The following is a 26,836-nucleotide window of genomic DNA, read 5'->3' as shown; positions in this document are numbered from 1 at the left end:
TTTCGACCGGACAACAATCAACTGATTGATTAATATCAACCGAAGATATTTCACCTAAGCAACGGGAGTCCTTTTTATGCGAAATATCAACCTTTTCCTCTTCATCATAACCATGCTCGCAGTGGCGGGATGCTCCGAACCTGTCGAGAAGAAAGACCCGATCAGGCCTGTCCGGGCCTTCAAGATCGTGTCCGGTTCTGACGCCAAGGTCCGTTCGTTCCCCGGCAAGGTGGAAGCGAACCGCGAAGTCAGCCTCGCGTTCCGCATCCCGGGGCAGGTGGTGGAGATCAATGTCAAGGAAGGCGATTTCGTCACCAAGGGGCGGCTCATCGCCAAGCTCGACCAGCGCGACCTCCGCGCCACGGTTGCCGACCTGAGCGCCAAGCTCGCCGGAGCCCGCTCGGTACTGAACGAGGCACGGCTCAACTACGAGCGCAACAAGGAGCTGCTGGCCTCGGACACCATCGCGCAGGCCGCGTTCGATACCGCCAAGAGCAACTACGAGAGCAGCCGTGCCCAAGCCCTTTCGCTTGAGCAGGAGCTGAAAAAGGCACGCCTCAACCTGCAGTACACACGCCTGACGGCTCCGTTCAGCGGTACTATAGCCATGGTCAGCGCCGACACTCACGAGTATGTGCAGGCCAAGGAGTCCATCGTGCAGTTGGAGGATGTCTCGGCCCTCGACGTCTCGGTCAACGTGCCGGAGAACCTTTGGATGCAGGGGTTCCGCAACCACGGAGCGGAGATCGGGAAAGTCACGGCTTCCTTCGAGTCCCTGCCGGACAGAGTCTTTCCGCTGACCCTCAAGGAGTTCCAGACCAAGGCCAACACCCAGACCCAGACTTATGAAGTGACCTTCACCATGGCCAACCCCGGCGACCTCGGGATTCATCCCGGCATGACCGCCGAGGTCAGGGCCAGCCTGTCGCAGGGCGGGGAGGCGAGGTTCGTCAGCGTTCCCTTTTCCTGCGTCACCGGCACTCCGGGCAACGGAAAGCATGTCTGGCTTGTCGAGGACAACGGCACCGTGCGCAAGCAGCCTGTCACCACGGGTCGCATCACGGATGACATGATGGTCATCAGGAAGGGTCTCTCGCAGGGCGACGTGGTTGTCTCCGCAGGCGTTGACTACCTGAGTGAGGGGCAGAAGGTCAGGGTGCTCGAAGGCCGCATCGGAGGCCGTGGATGAGCCTGACCGAAATCAGCCTACGCAAAAAAACCGTCACCATCGTGGTGACGCTGGCCTTTCTCGTGGGTGGCGCCCTCTCCTTCCTGAACATGCCGCGTCTGGAAGACCCGGAGTTCACCATCAAGCAGGCGCTGGTCATCACCAACTATCCCGGCGCCACGCCCGCCGAGGTCACGGACGAAGTGACGGACGTCATCGAAAACGCGGCGCAGCAACTCGGCCAGCGCGAAAAGGTCACGTCCCTCAACAAGCCCGGACAGTCCATCGTCACGGTCGAGATCAAGGACAAGTACGACAAGGAGACCCTGCCTCAGGTCTGGGACGAGCTGCGGCGCAAGGTCTCCGACGCGCAGAGCCAGCTGCCGCCGGGGGCGGGCCCGTCGCTGGTCGTCGACGACTTCGGGGATGTCTACGGCATTCTCCTCTCGGTCACCGGGGACGGCTACTCCAGACAGGATCTTCAGGACTACGCAGACTTTCTGCGCAAGGAGCTGCTGCTCGTCGAGAACGTGGCCAAGGTCACCATCTGGGGCAAACGCCCGGAAAAAGTCTTCGTGGAGATATCGCGCGCCCGCATGAATCAGCTGGGCACATCCATGAACGCGCTGCTCGACACCCTCTCCAAGCGAAACCTCGCCGTCCCCGCAGGCAAGGTGCGCGTGGATGATGAATACGTGCGCATCTCTCCTTCCGGCGGCATCGACGCCGTGGAGGGCCTCGGGGACCTGTACGTGAAGGACTCGGCCGAAAACCGGCTCGTTCCGCTTCGCGACGTTGCCGAGATCAGCCGGGGCTACGACAGTCCGCCGGAAAAAATCATGCACCGGGACGGCAAGCAGGCGCTGGCCCTCGGCATATCCATGACGTCGGGCGGCAACGTGGTCGAGCTCGGCGAGGCCGTGAAACAGAAACTCGCCGACCTGCAGGCCGAGACTCCGGTGGGCATGCACGTCGAGCCGGTCTATTTCCAGCCGGACCGCGTGGAACAGGCCGTGGATTCCTTCGTGCTGAGTCTGGCCGAAGCCGTTGGCATCGTCATCGTGGTGCTGCTGCTCTTCATGGGCTTCCAGAGCGGGATGCTCATCGGCAGCATCCTGCTCATCACCATCTGCGGCTCCTTCATATTCATCAAGCTGGCGGGGGTCGCACTCGAGAGAATATCCCTCGGGGCGCTCATCATCGCGCTCGGGATGCTCGTGGACAACGCCATCGTGGTGGTGGAGGGAATCCTCATCCGCTACCAGCAGGGCTACGACCGCTTTCAGGCGGCCCTCGACGTCGTGGAGCAGAACAAGTGGCCGCTTCTGGGCGCCACCATCATCGCCATCATGGCCTTTGCCGGCATCGGCCTCAGCCCGGACGCGGTAGGCGAGTTCTGCCGCTCGCTGTTTATCGTGCTGAGCATCTCCCTGCTGCTCAGCTGGTTCACGGCCGTCACGGTAACCCCCCTGCTGTGCCAGATGTTCCTGCACCCCAAGCCCCATGGCGAAGGCGAGGACAGCTACTCCGGCAAAATGTACCGGTGGTACCGCAACCTGCTCGAACTCTGCCTGCACCGCAGAAAAACGACCATGGGTTTCATGGCGCTGCTGCTGGTGGCGGCCGTGCTCGGCTTTGGACTGGTCAAGCAAAGCTTTTTCCCGTCCTCCACGCAGCCGAGCTTCTTCATCCACTACTGGCTCCCGCAGGGGACGGACATCCGAAGAACCGCCTCGGACGTCAGCGAGATCGAAAAACGCATCCTCGAAGACGACCGCGTTACGTCAGTGACCTCATTCATTGGTTCGGGCGGCCCACGATTCATCCTGACCTATGCCCCGCAGAAGACCAACTCGTCATACGGCATGCTGTTGGTGGATGTGAAGGACTACCGGATCATTGGCGACATAATCGACGACTATGAGACCATGATCCGCGCCGAGTACCCCGACTCCGAAGCCAAGCTGAAGAAGTTCCGTCTCGGCCCCGGCCGCGACGCGTCCATCGAGGTCCGCTTCAGCGGCCCGGACAGCACCGTGCTGCGGGAACTCTCGCTCGAGGCGCAGGAAATCATGAAGGCGAGCGGCAGGGCCGAATCCATCCGCGACAACTGGCGGCAGCCTGTGAAGGTCATCCACCCCGTCATCTCCGAAGCCAGAGCCAAACTGGCCGGGGTGACGCGGCCCGGTCTCGCCGAGGCCTTGGAGCAGGCGTTCTCCGGCAAGACTGCAGGGGTCTACCGCGAAGGCGACAAGCTGCTGCCCATCGTGGTGCGGCCTCCGGACAGGGAGCGACTGGACGTGGACGAGATCGGCAACGTGCGCGTGGCCAGCCCGGCGGCAGGCGGGCTGATCCCCGTGGAGGAAGTCGTATCCGAGTTCTCCACCGAGATGGAGTTCGGCATTCTGCGGACCAGAAACCGCATGCTGACCATCACCGCCTCCTGCGAACCGAAGCAGGGCCTGCCCTCGGCTCTTCTGGCGGAACTCATGCCGCAGATCGAGAAGATGGAGATCCCCGAAGGCTACCGCATGGAGTGGGGCGGCGAATACGAAGACTCCACGGATGCACAGACCAGCCTCGCCAAGAGTTTGTTCATTCCGTTCGCCATCATGATTCTGGCGACCATCATGCTCTTCAACAACCTGCGCATGCCCCTGCTCATCTGGCTGACGGTGCCCCTGTCCATCATCGGGGTGACGCTTGGCCTGCTGGTGACGCGGGAGCCCTTCGGATTCATGGCTCTGCTCGGCTTCCTCAGCCTCTCGGGCATGCTCATCAAGAACTCGGTAGTCCTGCTCGACCAGATACGCATAGAGCTCGACAACGATAAGGAACCCTACAGGGCAGTGGTCGACGCCTCCGTCAGCCGCATCCGTCCCGTTTCCATGGCGGCGGCCACGACCATTCTGGGTATGGTGCCGCTTGTCACGGATGCGTTCTTCTCGGCCATGGCCGTGACCATCATGTCCGGTCTGGCCTTTGCCACGGTGCTGACGCTCATCGTCGTGCCGGTGCTCTATTCACTGTTCTACAAGGTACGCATACCTTGACGGACCGGCGCCGTCTCCATGCTTCGGCAGTCCCCCACGGAGACGGCGCCGCGCTTGAAGTGAAGCAGCGGGTGGGAGCGAGTACCCTCTTCGTCCCCACCCGCTGCCCTTTCCTTTCCACAGCGCACGATTTATATGATATGGTCATGAAAAAGGACCATACCCATGCAAGATAAAGAATACACCGACGACAACACCGATAGCACCAAAGACCGACGAGGCCGCAGCCCGCGTGCGGCCTTTCTCATTGACGGCGAGAACTACTTCCGCGCGGTCGCCGAAGCGGTTCGCAAGGCCGAACGCTCCGTCCTGCTCATTGGCTGGGACATCGACAGCCGCCTGCTGCTGGAGCGCGACCCTGACGGATCAAGGCTCTACGAACTCCTCAACGACCTCGCCAGGGAGCGACCCGACGTCCACGTCCACATCCTGATATGGGACTATCCGCTGGCCTACAGCATGGATCGGGAGCCGCTTCAGATGATCAGCTTCGCCCGCAAAACGCCCAAGAACGTTCACTTTCATCTGGATTCCGAGTTTCCCATGGGCTCGTCCCATCATCAGAAAATCGTGACCGTGGACGACAAGGTCGCCTTTTCAGGCGGCATGGACCTCTCCTCGGGCCGCTGGGACACCATGGAGCATCTTCCGGACGACGACAGGCGCACCGCGCCCAACGGGGAGAAGTACACACCGTATCATGACGTACAGATGGTGCTGGACGGGGAACCGGCCAAGGCGCTCGCCGACATCGCGCGGGAACGCTGGCTCTGGGCCACCGGCCAGTGCCTGACGCCCCCGGAGGCCACCGACGGCGACCCGTGGCCCGACTCCGTCACGCCCGACATGCACGACGAGGAGATAACGATCTCCCTGACCATCCCGAAATATAAAGAGCGTGCGGAGGTTCGCGAGATAGAACGCATGTACCTTCGGGAAATCGACAGGGCGGACTCGCGCATTTACATCGAGAACCAGTACTTCACCTCCAAACCGATACAGGAGGCCCTCGCCTCGCGACTGAGAGAACCCGACGGCCCCGAAGTGGTCATCATTCTGCCGCACACCCCGACGGGGCTTGTGGAACGACTGGTGATGGAGCCGCTGCAGTCCGAGGTGCTGGACAGCCTGCACGAATCAGACGAATACGACAGGCTCGGCGTCTACTGCCCGTTCTCCGACGAAGCGGGCAACTCGCCGGTCAAGGTGCACGCCAAGGTCATGATCATCGACGACGAGTACGCCACGGTGGGGTCGGCCAACCTCAACAACCGATCCATGGGGCTGGACACGGAGTGCAACCTCGATTTTCGTCCCGCGCGCTCCAAAGGCGCCCTGCCGGACTTCCGGCGCAGGCTGATGGCTCATCATCTGGGCATATCGCCCGAACGCCTCGAAGAGGAAGAACGCTCCGGCTGCACCATGTGCGAGTGCATTGAAAGGCTTCGTGCCGAAACCATGCGGCTGCGCCCCGAACTTGAAACGCGAAACGGTCCGCCTGTTCCGGTGGACCCTGAAATCGCCAGACCACTGGATCCGGCACAGCCCGGAACATTCGACGCAATAATGGACGACTACACGGGCCCGGACAACTCCCGCAGGGGCTACTCCGGCTTCATCAACCTCGGCATAGTGCTGGCCGCTTTCATCGCCATGGCGCTGGCCTGGCGCTACACCCCGCTTTCGGAGTATGCGGACACCGCCCTGCTGCTCGAGTGGACCAACCGCGTCCGCGAGCTGCCCATGGCACCGCTCTTCGGCGTACTCGGGTTCATAATCGGCGGCTTCGTGATGTTCCCTGTCACCATTCTGATCATTCTGACCGCAGGAATCTTCGGCCCCGTGACGGCAGTGGCCACCTCGCTGGCGGGAAGCCTTCTTTCATCGGGGCTCATCTATCTCGTGGGAAGCATGCTGGGGCACGACGCGGTCAAGCACGTCACAGGCTCGCGGATAAACGCCATCAGCAAACAGCTCGGACGCTTCGGGGTGACCTCGATCGTGGTGGTCCGCATCCTCCCGGTGGCGCCGTTCACCATCATCAACCTCGTGGCGGGAGCCTCGCACATCAGCCTGAAGAACTTCATGCTGGGTACCGTAATAGGCATGGCTCCGGGCATTCTCGGCATGACTCTTTTCGGCGGCCAGCTCATGAACGCGCTGCGCAATCCCGGCCCGATAACCATCGGCGTTCTCGTGCTCATCGTTGCGCTCGTCATGGGCCTCGGCTTCGTGATGAAGCGACGACTCAGGGGAATTCAGGACCCGCAGGAAGAAAGCATCAACAGGAGCAGGGAATAGGCGTGACACGCACAGGCGCAAACGGTGTCCTGCGTGCCGCGAGCTACAACGTCCACAGCTGGCGCGGCACTGACGGGCGTACCGACCCCGAAAGGATCATGACGGTCATCAACAACCTGAATGCGGACTTCGTGGCCCTTCAGGAAGTGGTCTCCATGAGCCGCACCGGAACGCCCTGCTCCCTCGGAGAGCTCGCCGCGGGTATCGGCATGGACATCCAGTTCGGCCCCACCATGTTCCGCCCGGACTCGCGCTACGGCAACGCCCTGCTCAGCCGGATATCGGCACGCAAAGTGGTCCGGCACCCGCTGGAATGTTTTGGACGAGAACCGCGCGGGGCCATCGAGGCTCATTACGACTACCACGGCCTGCATCTTTGCGTGGTGGCAACGCACCTCGGCCTCAAGAGAATGGAGCGCCGCTGCCAGATGGACGCTATCCACGATCTGGTGGCGAACACCCGGGCCGACGCCACCGTCCTCATGGGCGACCTGAATGAATGGCTGCCGTGGGGACACCTGCCGCGACGACTCTCCGACCTTTTCGGTCCCACGAAGACACCCCGGACCTTTCCCTCCCGTGTGCCCGTCTTCGCGCTGGACCGCATCTACATACGCCCCGGAGGGCGAATGCTCTCCCTCGCGGCGGACCGCCGCGCTCCGGCACGCACGGCATCCGACCATCTGCCGCTGGTCGCCGAGCTCGACATAGGCTCGCTTCCCGGCTGCAACGACGAAACCGGACAAACCCAAGGAGGCATTTCATGACCATGCTTCTCGAAGCCATCAAATCGGAAGGACTTGCCCATATCTCCTATATGCTCGGTCACGACGGCGAGGCCGCCGTCATCGACCCGCGCAGGGACATAGACGTCTATCTCGATATCGCCAGGCGAAACGGCCTGCGCATAACGCACATTTTCGAGACCCACCGCAACGAGGACTACGTGATCGGCTCCGTCGATCTGGCGCGCAGGACCGGCGCCACGATTCACCACGGGGCCGCCATGGATTTCGCATACGGCGAGGCCGTCTCCGAAGGCGACACCTTCAGAGTGGGCGACCTGGAGCTGAGAGTGCTCGAAACTCCGGGTCACACGCCCGAGTCCATCTCGCTGGTCATGGCAGACACATCCACGGCCCCCGAACCGCTGGGCGTCTTCACAGGCGACGCCCTGTTCATCGGTGACGTGGGCCGGACCGACTTCTACGAGCCGGTGGACCGCTGGGCCGAAGCGCTTTACGACAGCATCCACGAGAAGCTCCTGCCACTGGGCGACCAGACCATCCTCTACCCCGCGCACGGGGCAGGATCGGTATGCGGCGCGCACATGGCCCAACGCGAGTTCTCCACCATCGGCTACGAGCGCAGAAACAACCGCATGCTCCAGTTCGACCGCGACGCGTTCATCCGCGCCAAACGCGAGGAACGTCATGATCGACCGCCCTACTTCCGCAAGATGGAAGAACACAACCAGAAGGGTAACGCCCGTCCGCTGGACGAACTCTCCTTCCCCAGCCCCATGTCGCCGGGAGAAGTGACCACTGCGCTCGAGAACGGCGCGCAGGTAGTGGACATCCGCAGCCCCGAGGCGTTTGCGGGGGCCTTCATCCCCGGCAGCTACGCCATCCCTTCGGAGATGCTCTCCGCTTACGCCGGTTTCTTCCTCTCCTATGACTCGGAGATCATTCTCGTGTCGGAGAGTGTGGAACAGGCCTCCGAAGCGCTGACCACCCTTCGCCGCATCGGCTACGACAGGGTGTCGGGACACCTCCGCGGCGGCCTGACCGCGTGGGAGGTGTCGGGGTTGCCTTACGACACCATCCCGGCGGTACACGTAGACGCGCTGGTGGACGGTGTGCAGGACAGTTCCCTCACCGTGCTCGACGTGCGCAAGCCGAACGAGACCGAAGGCGGGATGCTGCCCGGAGCGATTCACATTCCGCTGGCGGAGCTGACCGAAAGAATGGATGAAATTCCGGAGAATGAACTGATCGTCGCCTTTTGCGGCTCCGGGATTCGGGCCATCATCGCCGCGTCGCTGCTCAAGGGCCGCGGCTTCACGGATGTGGGCAACAGCCTCGGCTCCATGGCCGCCTGCCGGATGCGCGGCTGTCCCATCGAATAACACAATTGAGGGCGGAGCGTTGCCGCAACGCTCCGCCCATCCACGAATTTTTTCCTCTCCCCCTCTCCACACCGTTATTATTTTCGTGTATGTTGCCGAAGCAACCAGTTCGGGCATTCCATCCCGGAGCCCGGATACAACCATGCACGAAGAGCGAAAATATAATGAACGACAACCCCAGCGTAATCCTTTTCGGTTCCGACCGGGAATTCCAGTCCGAAGCGGAAAAGCATCTTTCCTCCCAAGGCTATACGACCCTTGTCTCCAACGATGTGGAAACCGGATGGGAAATGTACCTCACCCAGTCGCCGGACGCCGTCCTGCTGGAAGCAGGGCAGGAACTGGACGGCTGTGAGACCCTGCTCAACCGGATCACAGAAAGAGGGGCCTGTGTCCCGCTGGTGCTTGTGGCGGACGAGGATACCATCTCCGAGACGATGGAAACCGTCTCCGAAGGTGTCTGGAGCCTCCTGCCCAAGAACGACTCATCCATCGAGATCATCGAGCAGGTGCTCTCCATGGCGCTGGGCCAGATGCGCGAGATATCCAGCAAGGAAGAGCGGCAGACCGTTCTGGAGCACGAACTGCGGGCCATTCGGGACAGCCTCGGCGAATATCACCTCCGGCTGCGCGAGGAGCGTCAGCGACGCCGCGAACTGGAACAGGAACTGGAGCAGGAGCAGGAGCAGTCCGGAGAGATGGCCGTCACGCTCAAGACCGTAATCCGGGCCATGGACGATGAAACCGATACCCTGCGCCGCGAGATCGCCGCCATCATTCGAGACTCCATCGAACCGACGCTCGACAAGATGGTCCACGCGGACACCATGGAAACCCGCGAGGCCTACGCCAAGGTGGTTGTCAGCCAGCTCAAGGCCGCCGTTGGCGGCGAGAACGAAGAGTTCGACGAGGAACTCATGCAGCTGACGCCCACCGAACTCGAAGTCGCCCGCTACATCAAGGCGGGCCGCAGCACCACCGAGATTGCCGACATGATGCACTCCGCTCTGGAGACCGTGCAGACCCACCGCAAGAACCTGCGCAAGAAGCTGGGACTCGTCGGCAAGAAGACATCGCTTCAGATGCACCTCAAGTCCCTGAAGTCCCTGTAGGCGAACACATCACGGGGAGCCGCAGAACGGCGGCTCCCCGATTCCTCCCCCATTCATCACCTTTTGCAGCTTTCCCTCAGGCTCTATCGTTTCCGAGCAGACAGAATCATGGTCCGGAAGACCTCGCGAGAAAAGGCTTCCGGCCGTTTCAAGGAGGGAGCATGTCCGCCATCGACAACGATTTCTCGGGGCTCAGGCCGTTCATCAGGGTGCCCTCACGCACTGAGGCCCTGACCGAGCTCGAAATAGGTTTCGACACCGCCGGAGATATCCCGGCGGCCATGCCCTGTCACATACAGGTCTTTTTTCAGCCCAGGGAAGGACCTCTGCAGGAGATAGCCTCCTGTCCGCCCCGCTCCCGCACAAGCCCGTCCACGTTTTCCCCGCTGCGTCTTCACGCGACCCTGCACGGCGAGGGACGCATCTTTGTCCTCGCCCACCTGCGAGACATGGGAATGCTTGAATTCAGCAAAGCCATTTCCGCGCCGCAACGGTGAGGGCCCTCCCCCCGCTAAATCCCCTGTTCGGCCCCTGTGCAGCCGGTCAGGAAAAGGTATTCTGATTATAATCGATAAAACCGCCCGGCAATGGGATGAGGCATGATGATGAGGGAATCGCCCTTTTCGCCTTTCCCCTGCCGCTTTAGGCGCACTGCCGGAAGAAAACAAATAAAAAGGAGAACCCTAATGGCCCACCTGAGTGATCTCATCAAACGCGACGACTGGAAGAACGAGAAGCACGTGCCCGTCATCGAGGCACCGGAAACTGTCTCCGCATCCGAACCGTTCGACGTCAAGGTCAGCATCGGCAAGGAAGTCGCCCACCCCAACACGACCGAACACCACATCCGCTGGATCAGGCTGTACTTCAAGCCGCAGGGACAGGAAGTGGTCTACGAGGCGGGCGCCTTCGAATTCAACGCCCACGGGGAATCCGCCAAGGGCGCCAATGAAGGCCCGCTCTACACGCATCACGGGGCCACCTGCACCTTGAAGATATCCGAACCCGGACATCTCATCGCCCTCGGATACTGCAACATCCACGGCCTGTGGGAAAACAGCCGTGAAATCGGAATAAAGGGGTAGCCATGGACGTAAAGACCATTCTTTGGCCCACGGATCTCTCGGAGAACTCGCTGCACGCAGCGGAATCAGTCAAATACCTCAGCGGCAAGCTCGGTGCCGAAGTGCTGTTGCTGTACGTCGGATTCAATCTGGACAATTACTTCCCCGCCTACGGCGATGGCAGCGACGAAACCCATATGAAGTTCGAAGCATGGGAACTTCAGGAGGCCGCCAAGCGCCTTGACCGGGTATGCGGCGAGAAGCTCGACGGCTGCCCGATCATGGACAAGGTGATCACCACCGGCGACCCCGCCCAGAAGATTCTCGACACCGTCGAGAATATGAGCGTTGACATGGTCGTCATGTCCACCAGCGGCCGCGGTGGCGGCGGAGACCGTTCCGGGCTCTGCGGAGGCGTCACGGAAAAGATCGTCCGCTCTGCCCCGGTTCACGTGCTCACGGTGAACCCGCACACCAAGTAGCGATACGGTCGAACATGACAGCAAAAGCCCCGTCCGGACTCCGGACGGGGCTTTCTTAGGCCCGGAAAAACCGGGCCGCGATCACCTTGAGAGGACGGTTCTCGCTTTCAACGATCCAACTAGCTCTGCACCACCTGCATGGGCTCGCCGCAACAGACGAGTTCGCCGCCGCCGGCTTCCTTGACTTCCACTTTCATTCCGCAGGATTCACAGTAATACAGTTCGCCTTCCTGTGCCATTTCGACCTCCTTGAAGGGTTGCCCGGGCATTCGGGCCCGGGATTTTCTGATTGTCACACCTTGGCAGGTTCGGGACACGAGGGCAAGGGGAATCACCCGGCACGAAACGGGGAGACGGCTCTGCCCATCAACACTCGTCGTCCTCGTAACGGTTGAGGCGCACCCCGGCACCGGAGCGCTTGCGCAAGAGAATGATGGCCGTGACCAGAATGATGATCAGAAGCGACAGCACCCCCGTTTCAATCATGGCCATGCGGAAAATCTTCTCGTCCATGTGAAACTCCACCACGAGAATGGTCAGCGCGAGAATGCGCCGGATGGAGGCGATGATCCCGACCACCAGAAACGGTTCGGGCCGGATGACATGCTCCTTGTAGGAGATGAGCACGGTGTGCCCCACCTCGAGAATCATCATGACGAAGAGCACCTTGTCCACAAGCCGTGCAGTGGCCTGCATCCCCGTCTCGGCCGAAAAAAGTTCGACCACCTGCGGAGCCGCGTTCACGATCTGTGCGGCACACGCCGCGAGGAGCAACAACCCGAGCACGCAGTGGAGCAGGTCGCTCACCAGATTGTACCCACGGACGAAAAGCATCCGCCCGGACGATCCGCTTCCTTCGCAGTCCTTGATCCGTTTTTCGCTCATTGTCTCCTTCCGTAAAGAGTCTCTAGTATCCGATGGATTGCAGCGTTTCGCGTATGACGGCGCCGGACTTCACGAGCGCCTCGCGCTCATCATCGGAAAGATCGGCGTGGATGGTGGAGCCGATGCCGGCCCGGTTGACGACCCTGGGCAGGGACATGGTCACATCTTCCATGCCGTATTCCCCCTCCAGCAGCCCGGAAACGGTCAGCACGCTGTGCTCGTCCTCGAGCACCGCCTTGGCGATGCGCACCATGGACATGCCGATGCCGAAGTAGGTGGCGTCCTTGCGGCTGATGATTTCGTACGCTGCGCCGCGAACCTGCTGCACCACCTTCTCCCGAAAGGACGTGGAGCAGGAACGGCCGCAGACGGGACAGAATTCATCCAGCAGCACGCCGCCGATGTTCACCCTGCTCCACAACGGAACCTCGCTGTCGCCGTGCTCTCCGACGATGTGGGCGTGAACGTTTCGCGGGTCCACGCCGCAGTGGTCCGAAAGCAGAAACCTGAAGCGGGCGCTGTCCAGCACCGTGCCGGAGCCGATGACCCGCGACGGCGGCAGGCCGGACTCCTTGAGCGCAACGTGCGTGAGGACATCCACGGGATTGGTGACGATGAGAAAGATCGGATTCACCGCGTGCTCCATGACCCCGGCGACGATCTCCTTCATGATCTCGGCGTTTCTTCCGGCAAGGTCCAGCCGCGTCTCGCCTTCCTTCTGGGCGGCGCCCGCCGTCACTACGACGAGGTCGGCGTCCGCACAGGACTCGTAACCGCCCGGCTCAATGTTCACCGGAGAGCAGAACGGCATGGCGTGGTTGAGGTCCATGGCCTCGCCTTCGGCCTTTTCGAAGGTTCGGTCCACCAGCACGATCTCGCGGGCGGCCCCTTTGAGCACGGCGGCATACGCAAACGCGGTGCCGACCATGCCCGTGCCGACGATGGCGATTTTTCTGGTGTCTGCCGGATGACTGAGCATTCTTCCTCCTGAACGGTTTTTAATCTTCTTCCGGGGCCACCTCGGAAAGCGCGTCCTCGGTGGCGTCGAGATCGCTCTCCAGCCGCTCGAGGAGCACCCCGGCCTCGTCGTTGTGCTCCTGCTCCGCAACCTGCTGAAGCTCCTTGGCTTCGTCGCGAACCTTCACGGCTCCCATGACAGCGGCACTCCCCTTGAGACTGTGAGCGGTCTCGGCGAGACTCTCCCACTCCTGACGGTCGAGCGCGCGCTGCATCGCCTGCATCTTCTCGCGTGCCCCGGAAAGGAACGAATCCTTCAACTCACGAAATACCTTCGGCTTCTCGCCGAACTGACGACGGAGCGCGTCGGCGTCGATGACACCCTCCACATCCCGCTGCGCCTCGGACGACTGCGCACGGGCGGTATCGGGATACAGCCGCGCCCGCACCTCGTCTTCGAAGCGGCGCATGTCCAGCGGCTTGGGAAGCAGACCGTCCATGCCGCTGTGCGTGACCTCCTCCTCGTCCCAGGGCGTATCGTCGGCGCTGAAAGCTAAAAGCGGCATGGTGGCGTCCTGCCCCTCGCCGCTCCTGACACGGCGACAGACCTCGGCGCCGTCCATCTCCGGCATGCGCACATCAAGCAGGGCAACATCGAACGTCTCGTTTTTCAGGCGCTCCAGCGCGGCCGCGCCGTCACTGGCAGTCTCCACCTGATGACCGGCGCTCTCCAGCAACTCCTGCGTCACGCTGACGGTCAGAGGATCATCATCCGCCAGCAGGATGGTGAGGCTCGGCAACGCTTCGGACTCTCGGCTTCCGCTCGCCTCGCTTGCCGGGGCGAGCCTGACGGTGAAGCGAAAACTGGTCCCCTCGCCCGGGTCGCTCTCCACCCAGATGGTGCCGCCCATGGCTTCCACCACCCGCCGGCAGATGGCCAGACCAAGCCCAGCGCCATGGCGGCCTTCGGGATTGTCCCGCACGAGCTGGGAAAAATCGCGGAAAAGGTCTTGCTGTTCATCCTTGTCGATGCCCTGTCCCGTGTCGTCCACATGAAACTCGAGAACAAGCGCACCGTGGTCCTTCTCCCGCACCTTCACCGACACCCGGACGCTGCCGCGGTCGGTGTAGCGCAGGCCGTTGGTCACAAGGTTGTCCAGCACCTGCCCCAACCGGTCCTGATCGCCGCGCACGGACTCAGGCACGCCGTCCTCCATCTCGAATCCGATTTCCAGCCCAGACTCCTCTGCCAGCGGCTTCTGACATTCGATGGTTTCCTCAAGCATCTCGCGCAGGTTGAAATTCTCCTCCACTACATCCACGCCGCGCTCCTCAAACTTGCCCATGTCCAGAATGTCCTGGACGAGCCGTTCGATGCGACGGGCAGAGCTCTGCATGAGCTGGACGCGCCGGGCTGTCTCGCCGTCTTCCATTTCCTCGAAACGTCCGAGCTGGGCGATAATGGCCCGAAGCGGGCTCTTGATGTCGTGGCTGATGGCGGCAAGAGCCTGAAGCGGGAGACAGCTGGCTCCTTCCACTTCCGGCATGCCGCTTCCCTCTGCGGGACGCCTGTCGTCTGGCATGTGCTTCTCCGATTCGTTTGACGTTATTCTTCTTTATGCACCTTGCCACCGCTCCTTGTCGCCTCACAGGGGAGAAGGCAGGGAAAAACAGGGGCTCCGCACTACCCGCCTTTCCTGTGGGGAGACGCGAATACCCGAACCGCAACCAGAGTTTTCCCTTCCGTTTTACCGGTTACCGTGTATTTTGGAAACAATGAAAGAATCTCTCGCATCGTCCGACACTGAAAGAGACACGGCACGGGGCACCGTAACCGCCGTGCGAGGCAATGTGGTTGACGTCCGTTTCGAGGACGGTCTGCCCGGACTGACGCACGTCATCCGGGCGGGCAGGGACAACGAGATGGCGCTTGAGATCATGGCGCATCTCGACGACCACCACGTGCGCGCCGTGGCGCTGACCTTCACGCAGGGACTCGCGGAAGGCGACGCGGTGGTCTCCACGGGCGGCTCGCTGCGCGTTCCCGTGGGCGACCAACTGCTCGGGCGCATGTTCAACGTCTTCGGCGATCCCATCGACAACGGAGAACCGCTCGGAGAGGTCGACGAATGGCCCGTCCTGCGGGACCCTGCCCCGCTCTCTTCGCAACGTGCCGGGGATGAAGTCTTCATGACGGGCATCAAGGCCATCGACCTCATGACTCCACTGGAGCGAGGCGGCAAGGCCGGACTCTTCGGCGGCGCGGGCGTCGGCAAGACCGTGGTCATCATGGAGCTGATCAACAACATGGTGGGCGTGCACGAAGGCGTCAGCCTGTTCTGCGGCATCGGGGAGCGCTGCCGCGAAGGCGAGGAGCTGCATCGCGAGATGAAGGAGGCGGGCGTGCTCGACAGCACCGTGATGCTCTTCGCCCAGATGAACGAGCCACCGGGAACCCGCTTCCGGGCCGGGCACGCGGCCCTCTCCATGGCCGAGTATTTTCGCGACGAGAAGAAACAGGACGTCCTGCTGCTGGTGGACAACGTGTTCCGCTTCATTCAGGCGGGCATGGAAGTTTCCGGCCTGATGGGACGCCTGCCCTCGCGCCTCGGGTATCAGCCCACGCTCGGCACGGAACTGGCGGAATTCGAGGAACGCATTTCCTCCACGCAGGACGGCGCCATCACCTCGGTTCAGGCGGTGTACGTCCCGGCGGACGACTTCACCGACCCGGCTGCGGTCCACACGTTCGGGCACCTCTCCTCGTCCATCGTGCTCTCGCGCAAGAAGGCCAGTGAAGGGCTCTATCCGGCCATCGACCCGCTGGCTTCGGGTTCTTCCATGCTCGTTCCCGACGTGGTCGGACGCAAGCATTACGATGTGGCCCGCGAAGTCCGCGCCACGCTGGCATCTTACGAGGAGCTCAAGGACATCATTGCCATGCTCGGAATGGAAGAATTGGGTCGCGAGGACCAGCTCACGGTCAATAGAGCCCGAAGGCTGGAACGCTTCCTGACCCAGCCCTTCTATGTCACCGAGCAGTTCACCAACTACGAGGGAAAGCTGGTCAAACTGGAAGACACGCTCGACGGTTGCTCCCGGATTCTCGACGACGAGTTCCGTGAAACGCCTGAGAGCGCGCTGTACATGATCGGCTCCATCGACGAGGCCGGGAGGTAACCGTGCGGCTGGTGATAGTCATACCGCATGAGATTCTCCTTGAGCGCGAGGTTTCCCGCGTCCGGGCAAGCGCGGAGAACGGCTCCTTCACGCTGCTGGAGAACCACGCCGACTTCGTGACCCTGCTCAAGCCGGGCATCCTGACCTATGAATCCTCCGGGGACGAGTCCATGGCCGCCGTGGACCGCGGCGTGCTGACGAAGATCGGCTCGGAGGTGCGCGTCTCCACGCTAGACGCCGTCGTGGACCGCCCTCTCGGAACACTGCGCGAGGCCGTGGAGGAAAGGTTCCATGAGGAGGATGACACCGAGAAACGATCCCGTCAGGCCGTGGCGAAAATCGAAGCCGGATTCCTGCGCAGACTGGTGGATCTGGGAAGCGGACAGGAAGGCTGAATGACACAGAGAGACAAGAATTTTCGCAAGGAGGTCGCGGCGGAGGAGCGTCGCAAGCTCCGGGCCAGAAAGGAGGACCGCGGCGTGTGGTTCGGCCTCGGCATGTTCGGACTGGTGGGCTGGTCCGTGGCCATCCCCACCGTACTGGGCGTGGCGCTGGGCGTCTGGCTCGACACTGTCTTCGAAGGCACCCGTTCGTGGACGCTGAGTTTTCTGGGCGTCGGCATCGTTGTCGGCTGCCTGAACGCGTGGTTCTGGATCAACCGCGAGAGCCGGGGCCACGACAATAACCCGGAGGACGAACAATGAACTTTGATCCCGCGACACTGGCGGCAGGACTCGTCACCGGCCTCGTCTGCGGCGCACTCTATTTCGGCGGGCTATGGCTCACCGTGCGACGTCTGCCGGACTTCAAACGCCCCGGACTGATGATGACCCTGAGCTTCATCGTCCGCGCCGGGCTGACGCTGGGGGCTTTCGCGCTTGTAGCCGGCAATTCGGCGACCGTCTTTGCGGCCTGCCTGCTCGGCTTCCTCGTGGCCCGGCAGGTCGGCGTGCACAGAGCCAAGGCCGCGCAACCGGTCAAGGAGCACGAATAATGGACATAAAGGACATCAGCCCGGATCAGGTTGTCTACTTCTCGCTGGGCCCCTTCGACCTCAACGCGACCATCGCCTACACCTGGGGCGTCATGGCGCTCATCGTGCTCGTGAGCATCGTCGTCACGAACCGCATGACCGCCTCGGAGAACATGTCGCGCTGGCAGAACTTTCTGGAGATCGTGGTGGACTTCCTGCGCAGACAGATCAAGGACATCAGCGACGAAAAGCCCGAGCTGTACATGCCGTACATCGGCACGCTGTTCGTCTTCATCGCGGTGTGCAACCTGCTGTCCGTCGTGCCGGGCTTCCTGCCGCCCACGGCCTCGCTTTCCACCACGGCAGCGCTGGCGATCACGGTTTTCGTGGCCGTCATCCTCTTCGGCGTCATCAAGCGCGGGCCGCTTGGGTATCTGCGACAGTATGTCCAGCCCACCCCCATGATGCTGCCGTTCAACATCATGGGCGAGTTCTCGCGCACCCTCGCGCTGGCGGTCCGGCTTTTCGGAAACATCATGAGCGGCGTCAAGATCGTGGCCATTCTGCTGGCCATCGCCCCGCTGGTGTTTCCGGTGCTCATGAACGCGCTGGGACTGCTCACCGGCATGATTCAGGCCTATATTTTCGCGGTGCTGGCCATGGTCTACATCGCCTCGGCCACCCGCATAGAACGCCAACGCCACCAAAAAACGCAAACCACACAGGGAGACAGTGATGGATAACATCGGACTCATCGGACTGGCATCGGTACTGGCCGCAGGGCTGACTATCGGCATCGGCGCCATCGGCCCGGCCATAGGCGAAGGACGCGCCGTGGCGCAGGCGCTCTCCTCCATAGCCCAGCAGCCGGACGAGGCCAACACGCTCACAAGAACGCTCTTCGTGGGACTGGCAATGATCGAGTCCACCGCGATCTACTGCTTCGTGGTCTCCATGATCATCCTCTTCGCCAACCCGTTCTGGGACTTCGTCATCAATCAGGGGGGCTAACCCGTGCTCATCGACTGGTACACCGTAGCCGCGCAGGCGCTGAACTTCCTGATTCTCGTGGCGCTGTTGAAGATTTTCCTCTTCGACCGCGTGGTGAAGGTCATGGACAAGCGGCAGCAGTCAATCGATGACCGCCTGCGCGAGGCCGAAGAGGGACGGGAACGCGCCGAGGAGTTGCAGCAACAGCTTGACCAGGAAAAACAACGGCTGGAGCGCAATCGCGACGAGCAGCTTCATAAAGCAAAGCAGGAAGCCGACGCGCGCCGGGAAGAGCTGCTGGAGCAGGCCCGCGAAGAAGTCCGGCGCGAACGGGAATCATGGCAGGCCTCGCTGGAGCGCGAGCGTGAGGACCTCGACCGCGAACTTGCCGCAGCCCTCTCCCGGGGCGTACTCGACGTCAGCGGCAAGGCACTTCGCGACCTCGCTGACGAGGAACTGCTCTCCCGGATCACCGAACGCTTCCTCAAGGAGCTTGAGGGAATCGGCGAAGACGAACGCAAGACGCTCACCAAGGGTGCCGAAGAAGATCAGCGCATCGAAATAGCCGCGCCCTTCGAACTTCCCGCGCAGGATCAGGAGCGCGTCTCCGGAGCCGTGGCCGACAAACTGCAGACGGATGCCGAAACGGTGTTCGAGCAATCGCCCGATATTTTCGGCATGATTCTGAGCGCGGGCGGACGCCGCTTCGGCTGGGACCTGCACCGATACTTCGAGCAGCTCTCGGAAAAGGTGGACGACCTGCTCGCCTCTCGCATGCGAAAATCCGGACAGAGCGGCACCGAGGAGGAAGAGGCCGATGGCTGAACGTGACTCCGCCCTCTCCAGAGCTCTCGGGTTCGTTTCGAAATCGGTCGAGGAAGCCGTGTCGGACTTTGCCTTTCACCCCGGCGTGGAACGCTTCGGCCGCGTGAGCTCCATTGGTTCCGGCGTGGCCCGGATCAAGGGACTGACCGGCGTCATGGCCGACGAGCTGCTGGACATCGGCAGTTCGGCAACGGCCATGGCTCTGGATGTGGACGAGGATTTCACCGGCGCCGTGCTGCTGGGCGAGGCCGAGCAGGTGGAAGCGGGCACGGAAGCTCGCCGCACCGGGCGCGTGGCCGACGTCCCCGTGGGCGAAGGGATGCTGGGCCGCGTCGTGGATGCGCTCGGCGTGCCGCTGGACGGGCATGGTCCCGTTCGTTCGGAACGGAGGCTGCCCGTGGAGCGCCCGGCTCCGGCCATCATGGACCGAGCGCCCGTCGAGGTGCCTTTGCAGACCGGGCTCAAGGTTATCGACGCCCTCATCCCGGTAGGCAGGGGCCAGCGAGAACTGATCCTCGGAGACCGTCAGACAGGCAAGACCTCCATTGCACTCGACACCATCATCAACCAGCGCGGCAGAGGGGTTGTCTGCGTCTATTGCGCGGTGGGGAAACGTGCCTCCAGCGTGACCAAGGTTGTGCGGGAGCTGCAGGATTTCGGCGCCATGGACTACACCACGGTGGTGGTCACCACGGAAGAAGACGCCGCTGGCATGCAGTTCCTCGCTCCGTACGCCGCCACCAGCATGGCCGAGCACTTCATGGAACAGGGGCGCGACACCCTCGTCATCTACGACGACCTGACTCGCCACGCCCGCGCATACCGCGAGCTGTCCCTGCTCCTGCGCCGCCCCCCCGGACGCGAGGCCTTTCCCGGCGATATCTTCTACATACACTCCCGACTGCTGGAGCGTTCCACGCATCTGAACGACGACCACGGCGGCGGCTCCATGACCGCCCTGCCCATCGTGGAGACCGAGGCCCAGAACCTGTCCGCATACATCCCCACAAACCTCATTTCCATAACGGACGGACAAATATATCTCTCTCCCACGCTGTTCCGCAAAGGCATCCTGCCCGCAGTGGACGTCGGCAGATCCGTCTCCCGCGTAGGTGGCAAGACGCAGCTCAAGGCCTACCGCGCAGTGGCGGGCGATCTGCGTCTTTCATACTCCCAGTTCGAGGAGCTGGAATCCTTCTCGCGCTTCGGCACCCGCCTGGACGAAGACACGCGCAAGAAGATCGACCGGGGACGCCGCGTGCGAGAGGTGCTCAAGCAGCCCCGCTCCAGCCCTCTCACCGCCGCCCAGCAGGTTTTCCTGCTCGTGGCGCTGGGCCACGGCGTATTCGATGAACGCCCCGTGGAGGGATTGCCGGAGGATCAGCAGCGCATTCTCGACGTGCTTGACGATTCCCTCGACGATCTGGCGCAGTCCATCCTTGATGGCGATTCGATCGACGACGAAGCGATTGAACGCATCGCCACCGAGGCCAAGGGCGCGCTTTCGGAGGACGAAGGCTAGATGCAGACACTGGAATCCCTCAAGCAGACCATCGGCTCAACCGAGGAGTTGCACTCCGTGGTTCGGACCATGAAGTCGCTGGCTGCGGTGAACATGCGCCAGTATGCCAAGGCGGGCGAGGCCGTCGGTCAGTTCAACCGGACCGTCGAACAGGGGCTGGCAATGCTCTTTCGCGTCCGTCCGGACCTAGCCCGCACCGGGGGCGAAGCGCATGGCGGCCCGCAGGCACTTCTCGCCTTCGGTTCGGATCAGGGCATGTGCGGCCAACTCAACGAGGAAGTCTACCGTGTAGCCTCGGACGCGCTCGACGCCGGCGCGGAGGTCCGCCGGGCAGTCATGGGCGAGCGCCTGGCAGGGAATTTCATGGCAGAAAACGAGGACGTCGAGCATGTCTTCGAAGTACCCGGCTCGGTGAACTATATCGCCCGGCTCGTGGCAGACCTGCTGGAAGTCATCAGGCAATGGACCGAGGAGGGCGTGGCCTCGGTGACGCTGGTCAATACCCGTCCCGGCTCCGGCGCCTCAGGCACCGCCGTCGTGACCTCGCTGCTGCCGATGGATATGGACGCCCTGCGCGAGACCATCGGCGACGGAGCCGATCAGCGGCGCGGCCTGCCCATGTTCACACTTGATGCCGAACGTCTTCTTGCGGGTCTTCTGGAACAGTATCTCTCCGTCAGGCTGTATCGGGCCGCCGCCGAATCCATGGTGAGCGAAAATTCCGCCCGCCTCAACGCGATGCAGGGAGCGGAGAAGAACATCGAGGATCGACTCGACGAACTGACGGAAGCCTACAACCGTCGACGCCAGACAGGCATAACCGAAGAACTCATGGACATCGTCTCCGGCTTCGAAGCCCTCGGCGGCAGCAGAGCCTGACGCCCGCTCCCTCCATCCCTTCCAATCAAATTCAGGCCGGTCATTCCGGCCTTTTTCATGCACAACATACAGCATGGGCACTTCACACCCTTCCAATCTCTTTCTTCGATTGTTGACACTGTTTTAATTTTAGTGCTATTTCGCAAAATCGAATATGCATTCAGTATCACAAAAGGAGTTGCCATGCTGTTTTCTTCATCACGCAAACGGGGGTGGATTCCCCTTGCCCTGCTCGTATTCTCACTCGGACTGCTGCTTGGTACACAGCATTCCGCCCACGCGAAGGACACCCTGACGCTGGCCATCAAGGGCGAACCGGACGAAGGATATGACCCCACCCTCGGTTGGGGCCGATACGGAAGCCCCCTGTTTCAGAGCACACTGCTCAAACGCGACGCAGAGTTGAACATCGTCAAGGACCTCGCCGAGAGCTACTCTCTTTCCGATGACGGTCTGGTCTGGAGCGTGACCATCCGTGACGACGTAAGGTTTTCCAACGGGGAACCGCTGACCGCCAGCGACGTCGCATACACCTTCAACACCGCCGCGGCATCCGGCGGCAAGGCCGACCTCATGAAGCTCGCCCGCGCCGAAGCCGTGGGCCCCCATGAAGTGCGCATCCGCCTGAAGGAGCGCGACTCAACCTTCATAAACCGCCTTGTATCGCTCGGCATCGTCCCCGCGGATGCACATGGACCGGACTATGCGCGCAACCCCGTCGGCTCCGGTCCCTACCGCATGGTGGAGTGGACCGAAGGACAGCAGATGATCGCCGAGGTGAATCCTCACTATTACGGCGAAACCCCGCATTTCAAAAAACTGGTCTTTCTCTTCACGGACGAAGATACGTCCTTCGCCGCCGCCAAGGCGGGCAAGGTGGACGTTGTCGTGGTGCCGCAGGCACTGGCCGTACAGGATATTCCGGGAATGAGGCTGCATCCCGTGCGCAGCGTTGACAACCGCGGGCTGCTCTTCCCCACGGTTCCTGACGAGGGCCGTACGACGGACAAGGGCATGCCCATCGGCAATGACGTGACGGCGGACCTCGCCATCAGGAAGGCGGCCAACGTTGCCATCGACCGCGAAGCATTGGTCCGGGGTGTGCTGGAGGGCTTCGGCCGCCCGGCTTACGGCGTGTGCGACGGCCTGCCGTGGGACAACCCGGCCAACCGCATCGAGGACGGCGACCCTGTAAAGGCGCGCGAGATTCTCGCGAAAGGCGGATGGAAGGACACGGACAGCGACGGTGTGGTGGAAAAGAACGGCAGGGACGCCGAATTCACCATCATCTACCCCGCCGAACGCAGCATTCGGCAGTATCTCGCGCTGGCCTGCGCCGACATGCTCGGCAAGGTCGGCATCCGCGCCAAGGTAGAGGGCAAGCGCAGCTTCGATGAAATCAAGCAGCTCATGCACTCTCAGGTGATCGTCTTCGGTTGGGGCAGCCATGACCCCATCGAAATGTACCACCTCTTCAGCAGTCATAACGCAGGAGAGGGCTACAACAACCCCGGTTTCTACAAGAACAGCAAGGTGGACGAGTATCTCGACAAGGCGCTCGCGGCCAAGGACTACGAGAGCTCTCTCGAATACTGGAAGAAAGCGCAGTGGGACGGCGAGACCGGCCTGAACGCTCGCGGCGACGCGCCGTGGGCATGGCTCGTCAACCTCGACCACACCTACTTCATCAGCGAACACCTCGACGTGGGCACCTCGCAGGTCGAGCCCCACGGACACGGCTGGCCGATCACCGCGAACATCCAGAAATGGAAGTGGATCGACTAGTTCCCCCCTCACCTCGCCCGGCGGCGTGCCACCCATGCCGCCGGGTCACACAGGGATTCATCATGACAAGCGCCACCCCACGATTCTTTCTCGGCAAGACCGCACGGCTGGCCTGCATTCTGACGCTGGTCAGCGTACTCGCCTTCACCCTCGTCTCATTGTCGCCCATCGACCCGGTCACCGCCTACATCGGCATCGACCGAATGCAGATCAGCACCGAACAGGAACGCCTGATCATCGAACGCTGGGGGCTGGACAAACCGGCCGCCGAACGCTTCTTCCTCTGGGCCGGAAACGTCCTGAACGGCGATCTGGGCAACTCCATGATTTTCAACGAACCGGTCATCGACGTCATCGCCAAGCGGTTCAAGACATCGCTCTGGCTGATGCTGTCCGCATGGACCCTTTCCGGTGTGCTCGGATTCCTGCTGGGCGTGCTGGCCGGAATGCGACGCGGCTCTCTGCTTGACCGGGGCATCCGCCTATACGCCTACACACTGGCGTCCACGCCATCGTTCTGGCTCGGACTGGTGCTGCTCGCGGTCTTCTCGGTATCGCTCGGGCTGACCCCCATCTGCTGTGCCACCCCGCCCGGCGTCTCGCCTTCGGACGCAACCCTGTGGGAGCGAATCCATCACCTCATTCTTCCCGCCGTGACCCTCTCGGTAGTAGGCGTGGCGCAAATTGCCCTGCACACGCGGGAGAAGATGATCGACGCCATGGAAAGCGATTACGCGCTATTCGCCTTTGCGCAGGGCGAGAGTCGCTTCGGCGTGGCCTGCCGCCATGCCCTCCGCAACGTGGCGCTCCCGGCGGTGACCCTCCAATTCGCCTCCCTCGGGGAGCTGTTCGGCGGTTCGGTTCTGGCGGAGCAGGTCTTTTCCTACCCCGGACTCGGGCGGGCCACGGTGGAAGCGGGCATCCGGGGCGACATTCCGCTGCTGCTGGGCATCACCCTGTTCAGCGCGATTTTCGTCTTCTTCGGCAACTTCATGGCCGACCTGCTCTATGGCGTTCTCGACCCACGAATCCGCATCGGCAGGGAGGGCACACGATGAGCGATTTCTCCATCATGCAACCACCGCCGCACGCGAGCCTTGCGGAACGGCTCCGGCTCATGGACGGACGCGGTCGAGCAGCATGGACCGTGGGACTGTGCTGCCTGTACTTCACGTCGCTTGCCGTGACGGCATGGCTCATGGACGACTCCGGCCTGTCCACGGATTTCATGAACCGGAAGCTCGCCCCCAGCCTCGCGTATCCGTTCGGCACGGACTGGCTCGGACGGGACATGCTGGTGCGAACCGTAAAAGGGTTATGCCGAAGCCTCGGCATCGGCCTGATGGCGGCTGTCTTCAGCTCCTTCGTATCGGCCGGACTCGGCGTTGCGGCCGCCACCTTGGGCCCGAGAGTGGACGCGGCGGTCTCCGGCCTGATTGATTTGGTCATGGCCACACCGCATCTGGTGCTGCTGATACTCGTCTCCTTTGCCTGCGGCGGCGGCGCCACCGGCGTGGTCGTTGCCGTGACGGTCTCCCACTGGCCGAGGCTGGCCCGCATCATCCGCGCCGAGGTGCTGCAGCTCAGGCAAGCCGAGTTCATCCGGCTCTCGCACCGCATGGGACGCAATCCAATGTGGGTGGCCCGGCATCACATGATCCCCCACGTGCTGCCGCAATTCATCATCGGTCTGATCCTGCTGTTCCCCCACGCCATCCTGCATGCGGCAGCGCTGACCTTTCTCGGATTCGGCTTGTCCCCGCACAACCCGTCCATCGGCATCCTGCTGGCGGAATCCATGCGCCACCTTTCCACCGGATACTGGTGGCTCGCGGTGCTGCCGGGGCTGTCGCTGGTGATAACAGTGAAACTCTTCGACGTACTCGGCAACCGGCTCAGACTCATTACCGAACCCAAAACCAGTCAGGTATAACCATGCTCGACATCGACAATCTCCGGGTGGAGTTCACCCGCTACGGGCGCGGCGGAAAACGCACCACGGCCCGACCGGTGAACAATCTCACGCTGGATATGCGCGAGGGCGAAATACTCGCCATCATCGGATCAAGCGGCTCCGGCAAGAGCCTGCTTGCCCATACCCTGCTGGGACTGCTCCCTGCCAATGCTCGCATTTCCGGTGCCATTACTTACCGGGACAAACCGCTCACCCCAAAGCGCATCAAGAAACTGCGTGGCCGAGAGATCGCCCTCATACCGCAATCCGTGGCGCACCTGAATCCGCTGGTCAACGTTGGCCGGCAGGTCTATCGCGCCGCGAGGCTCAGTGGCCAGTGCTGCCGGACTGCCGCGACAAAGCGCGACGAATCGTTCCGGCGTTACGAGCTTCGCGATACCGTGCAAGACATGTTTCCTTTTCAGGTTTCCGGAGGCATGGCGCGACGGGTTCTCACTGCCACCGCCACGGCCGGCGATGCACGTCTGCTTATCGCCGACGAGCCCACCACGGGACTGGACGAGGGCGCGGCTCGAAGATCGCTGGACTACCTGAGACGGCTCGCGGACGGCGGCAGATCCGTAATGCTTATCAGCCACGACCTCGAAGCGGCACTTGCGGTCGCGGATCGCGTCGCCGTCATCTACGCCGGCAGCGTGGTGGAGATCGCGCCGGTATTCCAGTTTCGAGAAAACGGACACATCAGGCATCCATACACGCAGGCGCTTTGGGACGCACTGCCGGGACGCAGTTTCAGCCACGTTCCGGGGAACCAGCCGGCAGAGGACGACGAAAGTCCCGGCTGTTCCTTTGCGGACCGCTGTCCCCGTGTCCGTCAGCAATGCCGCGAGGCGGCGCCGGAGATGCGAACAGTGGACGCAAGCCGCGTGAGGTGCCACCATGCTTAGAGCGGACAGGGTTTCGTACCGTTATGAAAGCGGCCCGTGGATTCTCTCGGATACGAGCATAGGCATCCGGGCAGGCGAAGTCGTGGGACTGCCGGGCCCGAGCGGGCGAGGCAAGACAACCCTTGCGAGGCTTCTCTCAGGGTATCTGCACCCTGAGAAAGGGAGGGTCGGCATCGGCGGGAAGCAGTTACCGAATGGCGGATTTCATCCCGTTCAACTGGTCTTTCAGCACCCCGAACTCGCCATGAACCCTCGCTGGAAGGCGTGGAAAATCCTCTCTGAACCCGGAGAGCCGGACCCGTGGGTGGTGGACGCGCTGGGAATTTGCCACCACTGGTTTTCCCGGTATCCCCACGAGCTTTCCGGCGGCGAACTTCAGCGGCTGGCACTGGCCCGGGCCATGAACCCGCGCACGCGTTTTCTCGTAGCGGATGAAATGACCGCCATGCTGGACCCCAACACACAGGCCCTCATCTGGAACGTGGTTCTGGACTGGGCAGCAAGGCGCGGCGTGGGGATTCTCGCCGTGACCCATGACAGAAAGCTGCTCTCGCGCGTGGCCGACCGCGTAGAGACCATGTTCGACGATGCAGCGCCGCACGCGGCAGACAAAAAAGAACGCGAGGCCGCCTGAGGCAGCCCCGCGTTCCGTGGAAACGCTTTACGGCGA

At 62.3% G+C, this 26,836-nt stretch carries 27 protein-coding genes; 23 read left to right on the top strand and 4 right to left on the bottom strand.

The genetic code is table 11. The features are described 5' to 3' along the window. Positions 1–76 precede the first annotated feature (76 nt). From BR24_RS08095 to BR24_RS08055, 9 genes are all read left to right on the top strand, one after another. Positions 77–1,189 carry an efflux RND transporter periplasmic adaptor subunit gene (locus BR24_RS08095; protein WP_496540995.1) on the top strand — a complete coding sequence of 371 codons (1,113 nt, stop codon included), beginning with the start codon at positions 77–79 and terminating at the stop codon, positions 1,187–1,189. After that, positions 1,186–4,221, top strand: coding sequence for an efflux RND transporter permease subunit (locus tag BR24_RS08090; RefSeq protein ID WP_496540994.1), 3,036 nt, complete (start codon positions 1,186–1,188; stop codon positions 4,219–4,221). Before BR24_RS08095 ends, BR24_RS08090 begins: the two co-directional genes overlap by 4 nt. A gap of 165 nt (positions 4,222–4,386) precedes the next feature. Continuing rightward, positions 4,387–6,522, top strand: coding sequence for a VTT domain-containing protein (locus tag BR24_RS08085; protein WP_496540993.1), 2,136 nt, complete (start codon positions 4,387–4,389; stop codon positions 6,520–6,522). Between the two features lie 2 nt (positions 6,523–6,524). After that, on the top strand, positions 6,525–7,289 hold the full coding sequence (locus BR24_RS08080; protein ID WP_496540992.1) for an endonuclease/exonuclease/phosphatase family protein: 765 nt from the start codon (positions 6,525–6,527) through the stop codon (positions 7,287–7,289). After that, positions 7,286–8,650, top strand: coding sequence for an MBL fold metallo-hydrolase (locus tag BR24_RS08075; RefSeq protein ID WP_496540991.1), 1,365 nt, complete (start codon positions 7,286–7,288; stop codon positions 8,648–8,650). The genes BR24_RS08080 and BR24_RS08075 overlap by 4 nt, the downstream gene beginning before the upstream one ends. Positions 8,651–8,814: 164 nt before the next feature. Next, positions 8,815–9,762 (top strand): DNA-binding response regulator, encoded by a 948-nt coding sequence (locus tag BR24_RS08070; protein WP_496540990.1) that lies wholly within the window; start codon positions 8,815–8,817, stop codon positions 9,760–9,762. 161 nt (positions 9,763–9,923) lie between these two features. Beyond that, positions 9,924–10,259: a hypothetical protein gene (locus tag BR24_RS08065; protein WP_496540989.1), complete on the top strand. Its 336-nt coding sequence runs from the start codon at positions 9,924–9,926 to the stop codon at positions 10,257–10,259. Between the two features lie 189 nt (positions 10,260–10,448). After that, positions 10,449–10,847, top strand: a complete 399-nt coding sequence (locus tag BR24_RS08060) for a class II SORL domain-containing protein (RefSeq protein ID WP_496540988.1) — start codon at positions 10,449–10,451, stop codon at positions 10,845–10,847. Positions 10,848–10,849: 2 nt separating this feature from the next. After that, a complete protein-coding gene (locus BR24_RS08055; RefSeq protein WP_496540987.1) occupies positions 10,850–11,308 on the top strand; it encodes a universal stress protein in 459 nt (152 codons plus the stop codon). Positions 11,309–11,427: 119 nt separating this feature from the next. Here the strand turns inward: BR24_RS08055 and BR24_RS08050 are convergent, their stop codons facing one another. From BR24_RS08050 to BR24_RS08035, 4 genes are all read right to left on the bottom strand, one after another. Next, positions 11,428–11,547 (bottom strand): desulfoferrodoxin FeS4 iron-binding domain-containing protein, encoded by a 120-nt coding sequence (locus BR24_RS08050; RefSeq protein WP_018124054.1) that lies wholly within the window; start codon positions 11,545–11,547, stop codon positions 11,428–11,430. Positions 11,548–11,674: 127 nt separating this feature from the next. Continuing rightward, positions 11,675–12,193, bottom strand: a complete 519-nt coding sequence (locus BR24_RS08045) for a phosphate-starvation-inducible PsiE family protein (protein ID WP_496540986.1) — start codon at positions 12,191–12,193, stop codon at positions 11,675–11,677. 22 nt (positions 12,194–12,215) lie between these two features. Then, on the bottom strand, positions 12,216–13,172 hold the full coding sequence (locus BR24_RS08040) for an L-lactate dehydrogenase (protein WP_496540985.1): 957 nt from the start codon (positions 13,170–13,172) through the stop codon (positions 12,216–12,218). Between the two features lie 19 nt (positions 13,173–13,191). After that, a complete protein-coding gene (locus BR24_RS08035) occupies positions 13,192–14,733 on the bottom strand; it encodes an ATP-binding protein (protein ID WP_496540984.1) in 1,542 nt (513 codons plus the stop codon). 193 nt (positions 14,734–14,926) lie between these two features. Here BR24_RS08035 and atpD point away from each other — a divergent pair, with 193 nt between their 5' ends. The 14 genes from atpD (at position 14,927) to BR24_RS07965 (ending at position 26,800) form a co-directional block, all read left to right on the top strand. Further along, a complete protein-coding gene (gene atpD / locus BR24_RS08030; protein ID WP_496540983.1) occupies positions 14,927–16,330 on the top strand; it encodes a F0F1 ATP synthase subunit beta in 1,404 nt (467 codons plus the stop codon). A 2-nt stretch (positions 16,331–16,332) separates the two neighbouring features. Next, positions 16,333–16,725 carry a F0F1 ATP synthase subunit epsilon gene (locus tag BR24_RS08025; protein WP_496540982.1) on the top strand — a complete coding sequence of 131 codons (393 nt, stop codon included), beginning with the start codon at positions 16,333–16,335 and terminating at the stop codon, positions 16,723–16,725. Then, positions 16,726–17,034 (top strand): AtpZ/AtpI family protein, encoded by a 309-nt coding sequence (locus tag BR24_RS08020; RefSeq protein ID WP_496540981.1) that lies wholly within the window; start codon positions 16,726–16,728, stop codon positions 17,032–17,034. It begins immediately after the preceding gene. Next, a complete protein-coding gene (locus BR24_RS08015) occupies positions 17,031–17,324 on the top strand; it encodes an N-ATPase subunit AtpR (protein ID WP_496540980.1) in 294 nt (97 codons plus the stop codon). Before BR24_RS08020 ends, BR24_RS08015 begins: the two co-directional genes overlap by 4 nt. After that, on the top strand, positions 17,324–18,046 hold the full coding sequence (locus BR24_RS08010; RefSeq protein WP_496540979.1) for a F0F1 ATP synthase subunit A: 723 nt from the start codon (positions 17,324–17,326) through the stop codon (positions 18,044–18,046). Before BR24_RS08015 ends, BR24_RS08010 begins: the two co-directional genes overlap by 1 nt. Continuing rightward, entirely contained in the window at positions 18,039–18,314 is a 276-nt protein-coding gene (locus tag BR24_RS08005; protein WP_018124063.1) for a F0F1 ATP synthase subunit C, read from the top strand. The genes BR24_RS08010 and BR24_RS08005 overlap by 8 nt, the downstream gene beginning before the upstream one ends. Positions 18,315–18,317: 3 nt before the next feature. Then, complete coding sequence (locus BR24_RS08000) at positions 18,318–19,118, top strand: F0F1 ATP synthase subunit B family protein (RefSeq protein WP_496540978.1); 801 nt, start codon at positions 18,318–18,320, stop codon at positions 19,116–19,118. Beyond that, on the top strand, positions 19,111–20,640 hold the full coding sequence (locus tag BR24_RS07995; protein ID WP_496540977.1) for an alternate F1F0 ATPase, F1 subunit alpha: 1,530 nt from the start codon (positions 19,111–19,113) through the stop codon (positions 20,638–20,640). The genes BR24_RS08000 and BR24_RS07995 overlap by 8 nt, the downstream gene beginning before the upstream one ends. Further along, a complete protein-coding gene (locus BR24_RS07990; protein WP_496540976.1) occupies positions 20,641–21,519 on the top strand; it encodes a F0F1 ATP synthase subunit gamma in 879 nt (292 codons plus the stop codon). Between the two features lie 183 nt (positions 21,520–21,702). After that, the gene (locus tag BR24_RS07985; RefSeq protein ID WP_496540975.1) at positions 21,703–23,304 is read left to right on the top strand and encodes an ABC transporter substrate-binding protein; all 1,602 of its coding nucleotides are present in this window, start codon (positions 21,703–21,705) and stop codon (positions 23,302–23,304) included. 62 nt (positions 23,305–23,366) lie between these two features. Beyond that, complete coding sequence (locus BR24_RS07980) at positions 23,367–24,362, top strand: ABC transporter permease (RefSeq protein ID WP_496540974.1); 996 nt, start codon at positions 23,367–23,369, stop codon at positions 24,360–24,362. Then, positions 24,359–25,237 (top strand): ABC transporter permease, encoded by an 879-nt coding sequence (locus BR24_RS07975; RefSeq protein WP_496540973.1) that lies wholly within the window; start codon positions 24,359–24,361, stop codon positions 25,235–25,237. Before BR24_RS07980 ends, BR24_RS07975 begins: the two co-directional genes overlap by 4 nt. 2 nt (positions 25,238–25,239) lie before the next feature. Next, complete coding sequence (locus BR24_RS07970) at positions 25,240–26,166, top strand: oligopeptide/dipeptide ABC transporter ATP-binding protein (protein ID WP_496540972.1); 927 nt, start codon at positions 25,240–25,242, stop codon at positions 26,164–26,166. Next, positions 26,159–26,800 carry an ABC transporter ATP-binding protein gene (locus BR24_RS07965; RefSeq protein ID WP_496540971.1) on the top strand — a complete coding sequence of 214 codons (642 nt, stop codon included), beginning with the start codon at positions 26,159–26,161 and terminating at the stop codon, positions 26,798–26,800. Before BR24_RS07970 ends, BR24_RS07965 begins: the two co-directional genes overlap by 8 nt. Positions 26,801–26,836: the final 36 nt, after the last annotated feature.

It is taken from the genome of Pseudodesulfovibrio halophilus DSM 5663 (assembly GCF_059568665.1).
The sequence above is the reverse complement of the archived record's forward strand: the minus strand, read 5'-3'. Positions and strand labels throughout refer to the sequence as shown.

Excerpts from the sequence above, each read along its gene's own strand:
- BR24_RS07980 (WP_496540974.1), top strand. The coding sequence starts at position 23,367 with ATGACAAGCGCCACCCCACGATTCTTTCTCGGCAAGACCGCACGGCTG.
- BR24_RS07995 (WP_496540977.1), top strand. The coding sequence starts at position 19,111 with ATGGCTGAACGTGACTCCGCCCTCTCCAGAGCTCTCGGGTTCGTTTCG.
- BR24_RS08015 (WP_496540980.1), top strand. The coding sequence starts at position 17,031 with ATGAACTTTGATCCCGCGACACTGGCGGCAGGACTCGTCACCGGCCTC.
- BR24_RS08005 (WP_018124063.1), top strand. The coding sequence starts at position 18,039 with ATGGATAACATCGGACTCATCGGACTGGCATCGGTACTGGCCGCAGGG.
- BR24_RS08010 (WP_496540979.1), top strand. The coding sequence starts at position 17,324 with ATGGACATAAAGGACATCAGCCCGGATCAGGTTGTCTACTTCTCGCTG.
- atpD (WP_496540983.1), top strand. The coding sequence starts at position 14,927 with ATGAAAGAATCTCTCGCATCGTCCGACACTGAAAGAGACACGGCACGG.
- BR24_RS08065 (WP_496540989.1), top strand. The coding sequence starts at position 9,924 with ATGTCCGCCATCGACAACGATTTCTCGGGGCTCAGGCCGTTCATCAGG.
- BR24_RS07990 (WP_496540976.1), top strand. The coding sequence starts at position 20,641 with ATGCAGACACTGGAATCCCTCAAGCAGACCATCGGCTCAACCGAGGAG.
- BR24_RS08060 (WP_496540988.1), top strand. The coding sequence starts at position 10,449 with ATGGCCCACCTGAGTGATCTCATCAAACGCGACGACTGGAAGAACGAG.
- BR24_RS08040 (WP_496540985.1), bottom strand. The coding sequence starts at position 13,172 with ATGCTCAGTCATCCGGCAGACACCAGAAAAATCGCCATCGTCGGCACG.
- BR24_RS07970 (WP_496540972.1), top strand. The coding sequence starts at position 25,240 with ATGCTCGACATCGACAATCTCCGGGTGGAGTTCACCCGCTACGGGCGC.
- BR24_RS08070 (WP_496540990.1), top strand. The coding sequence starts at position 8,815 with ATGAACGACAACCCCAGCGTAATCCTTTTCGGTTCCGACCGGGAATTC.
- BR24_RS08020 (WP_496540981.1), top strand. The coding sequence starts at position 16,726 with ATGACACAGAGAGACAAGAATTTTCGCAAGGAGGTCGCGGCGGAGGAG.
- BR24_RS08090 (WP_496540994.1), top strand. The coding sequence starts at position 1,186 with ATGAGCCTGACCGAAATCAGCCTACGCAAAAAAACCGTCACCATCGTG.
- BR24_RS07965 (WP_496540971.1), top strand. The coding sequence starts at position 26,159 with ATGCTTAGAGCGGACAGGGTTTCGTACCGTTATGAAAGCGGCCCGTGG.
- BR24_RS07985 (WP_496540975.1), top strand. The coding sequence starts at position 21,703 with ATGCTGTTTTCTTCATCACGCAAACGGGGGTGGATTCCCCTTGCCCTG.
- BR24_RS08075 (WP_496540991.1), top strand. The coding sequence starts at position 7,286 with ATGACCATGCTTCTCGAAGCCATCAAATCGGAAGGACTTGCCCATATC.
- BR24_RS08050 (WP_018124054.1), bottom strand. The coding sequence starts at position 11,547 with ATGGCACAGGAAGGCGAACTGTATTACTGTGAATCCTGCGGAATGAAA.
- BR24_RS07975 (WP_496540973.1), top strand. The coding sequence starts at position 24,359 with ATGAGCGATTTCTCCATCATGCAACCACCGCCGCACGCGAGCCTTGCG.
- BR24_RS08055 (WP_496540987.1), top strand. The coding sequence starts at position 10,850 with ATGGACGTAAAGACCATTCTTTGGCCCACGGATCTCTCGGAGAACTCG.
- BR24_RS08095 (WP_496540995.1), top strand. The coding sequence starts at position 77 with ATGCGAAATATCAACCTTTTCCTCTTCATCATAACCATGCTCGCAGTG.
- BR24_RS08085 (WP_496540993.1), top strand. The coding sequence starts at position 4,387 with ATGCAAGATAAAGAATACACCGACGACAACACCGATAGCACCAAAGAC.
- BR24_RS08045 (WP_496540986.1), bottom strand. The coding sequence starts at position 12,193 with ATGAGCGAAAAACGGATCAAGGACTGCGAAGGAAGCGGATCGTCCGGG.
- BR24_RS08035 (WP_496540984.1), bottom strand. The coding sequence starts at position 14,733 with ATGCCAGACGACAGGCGTCCCGCAGAGGGAAGCGGCATGCCGGAAGTG.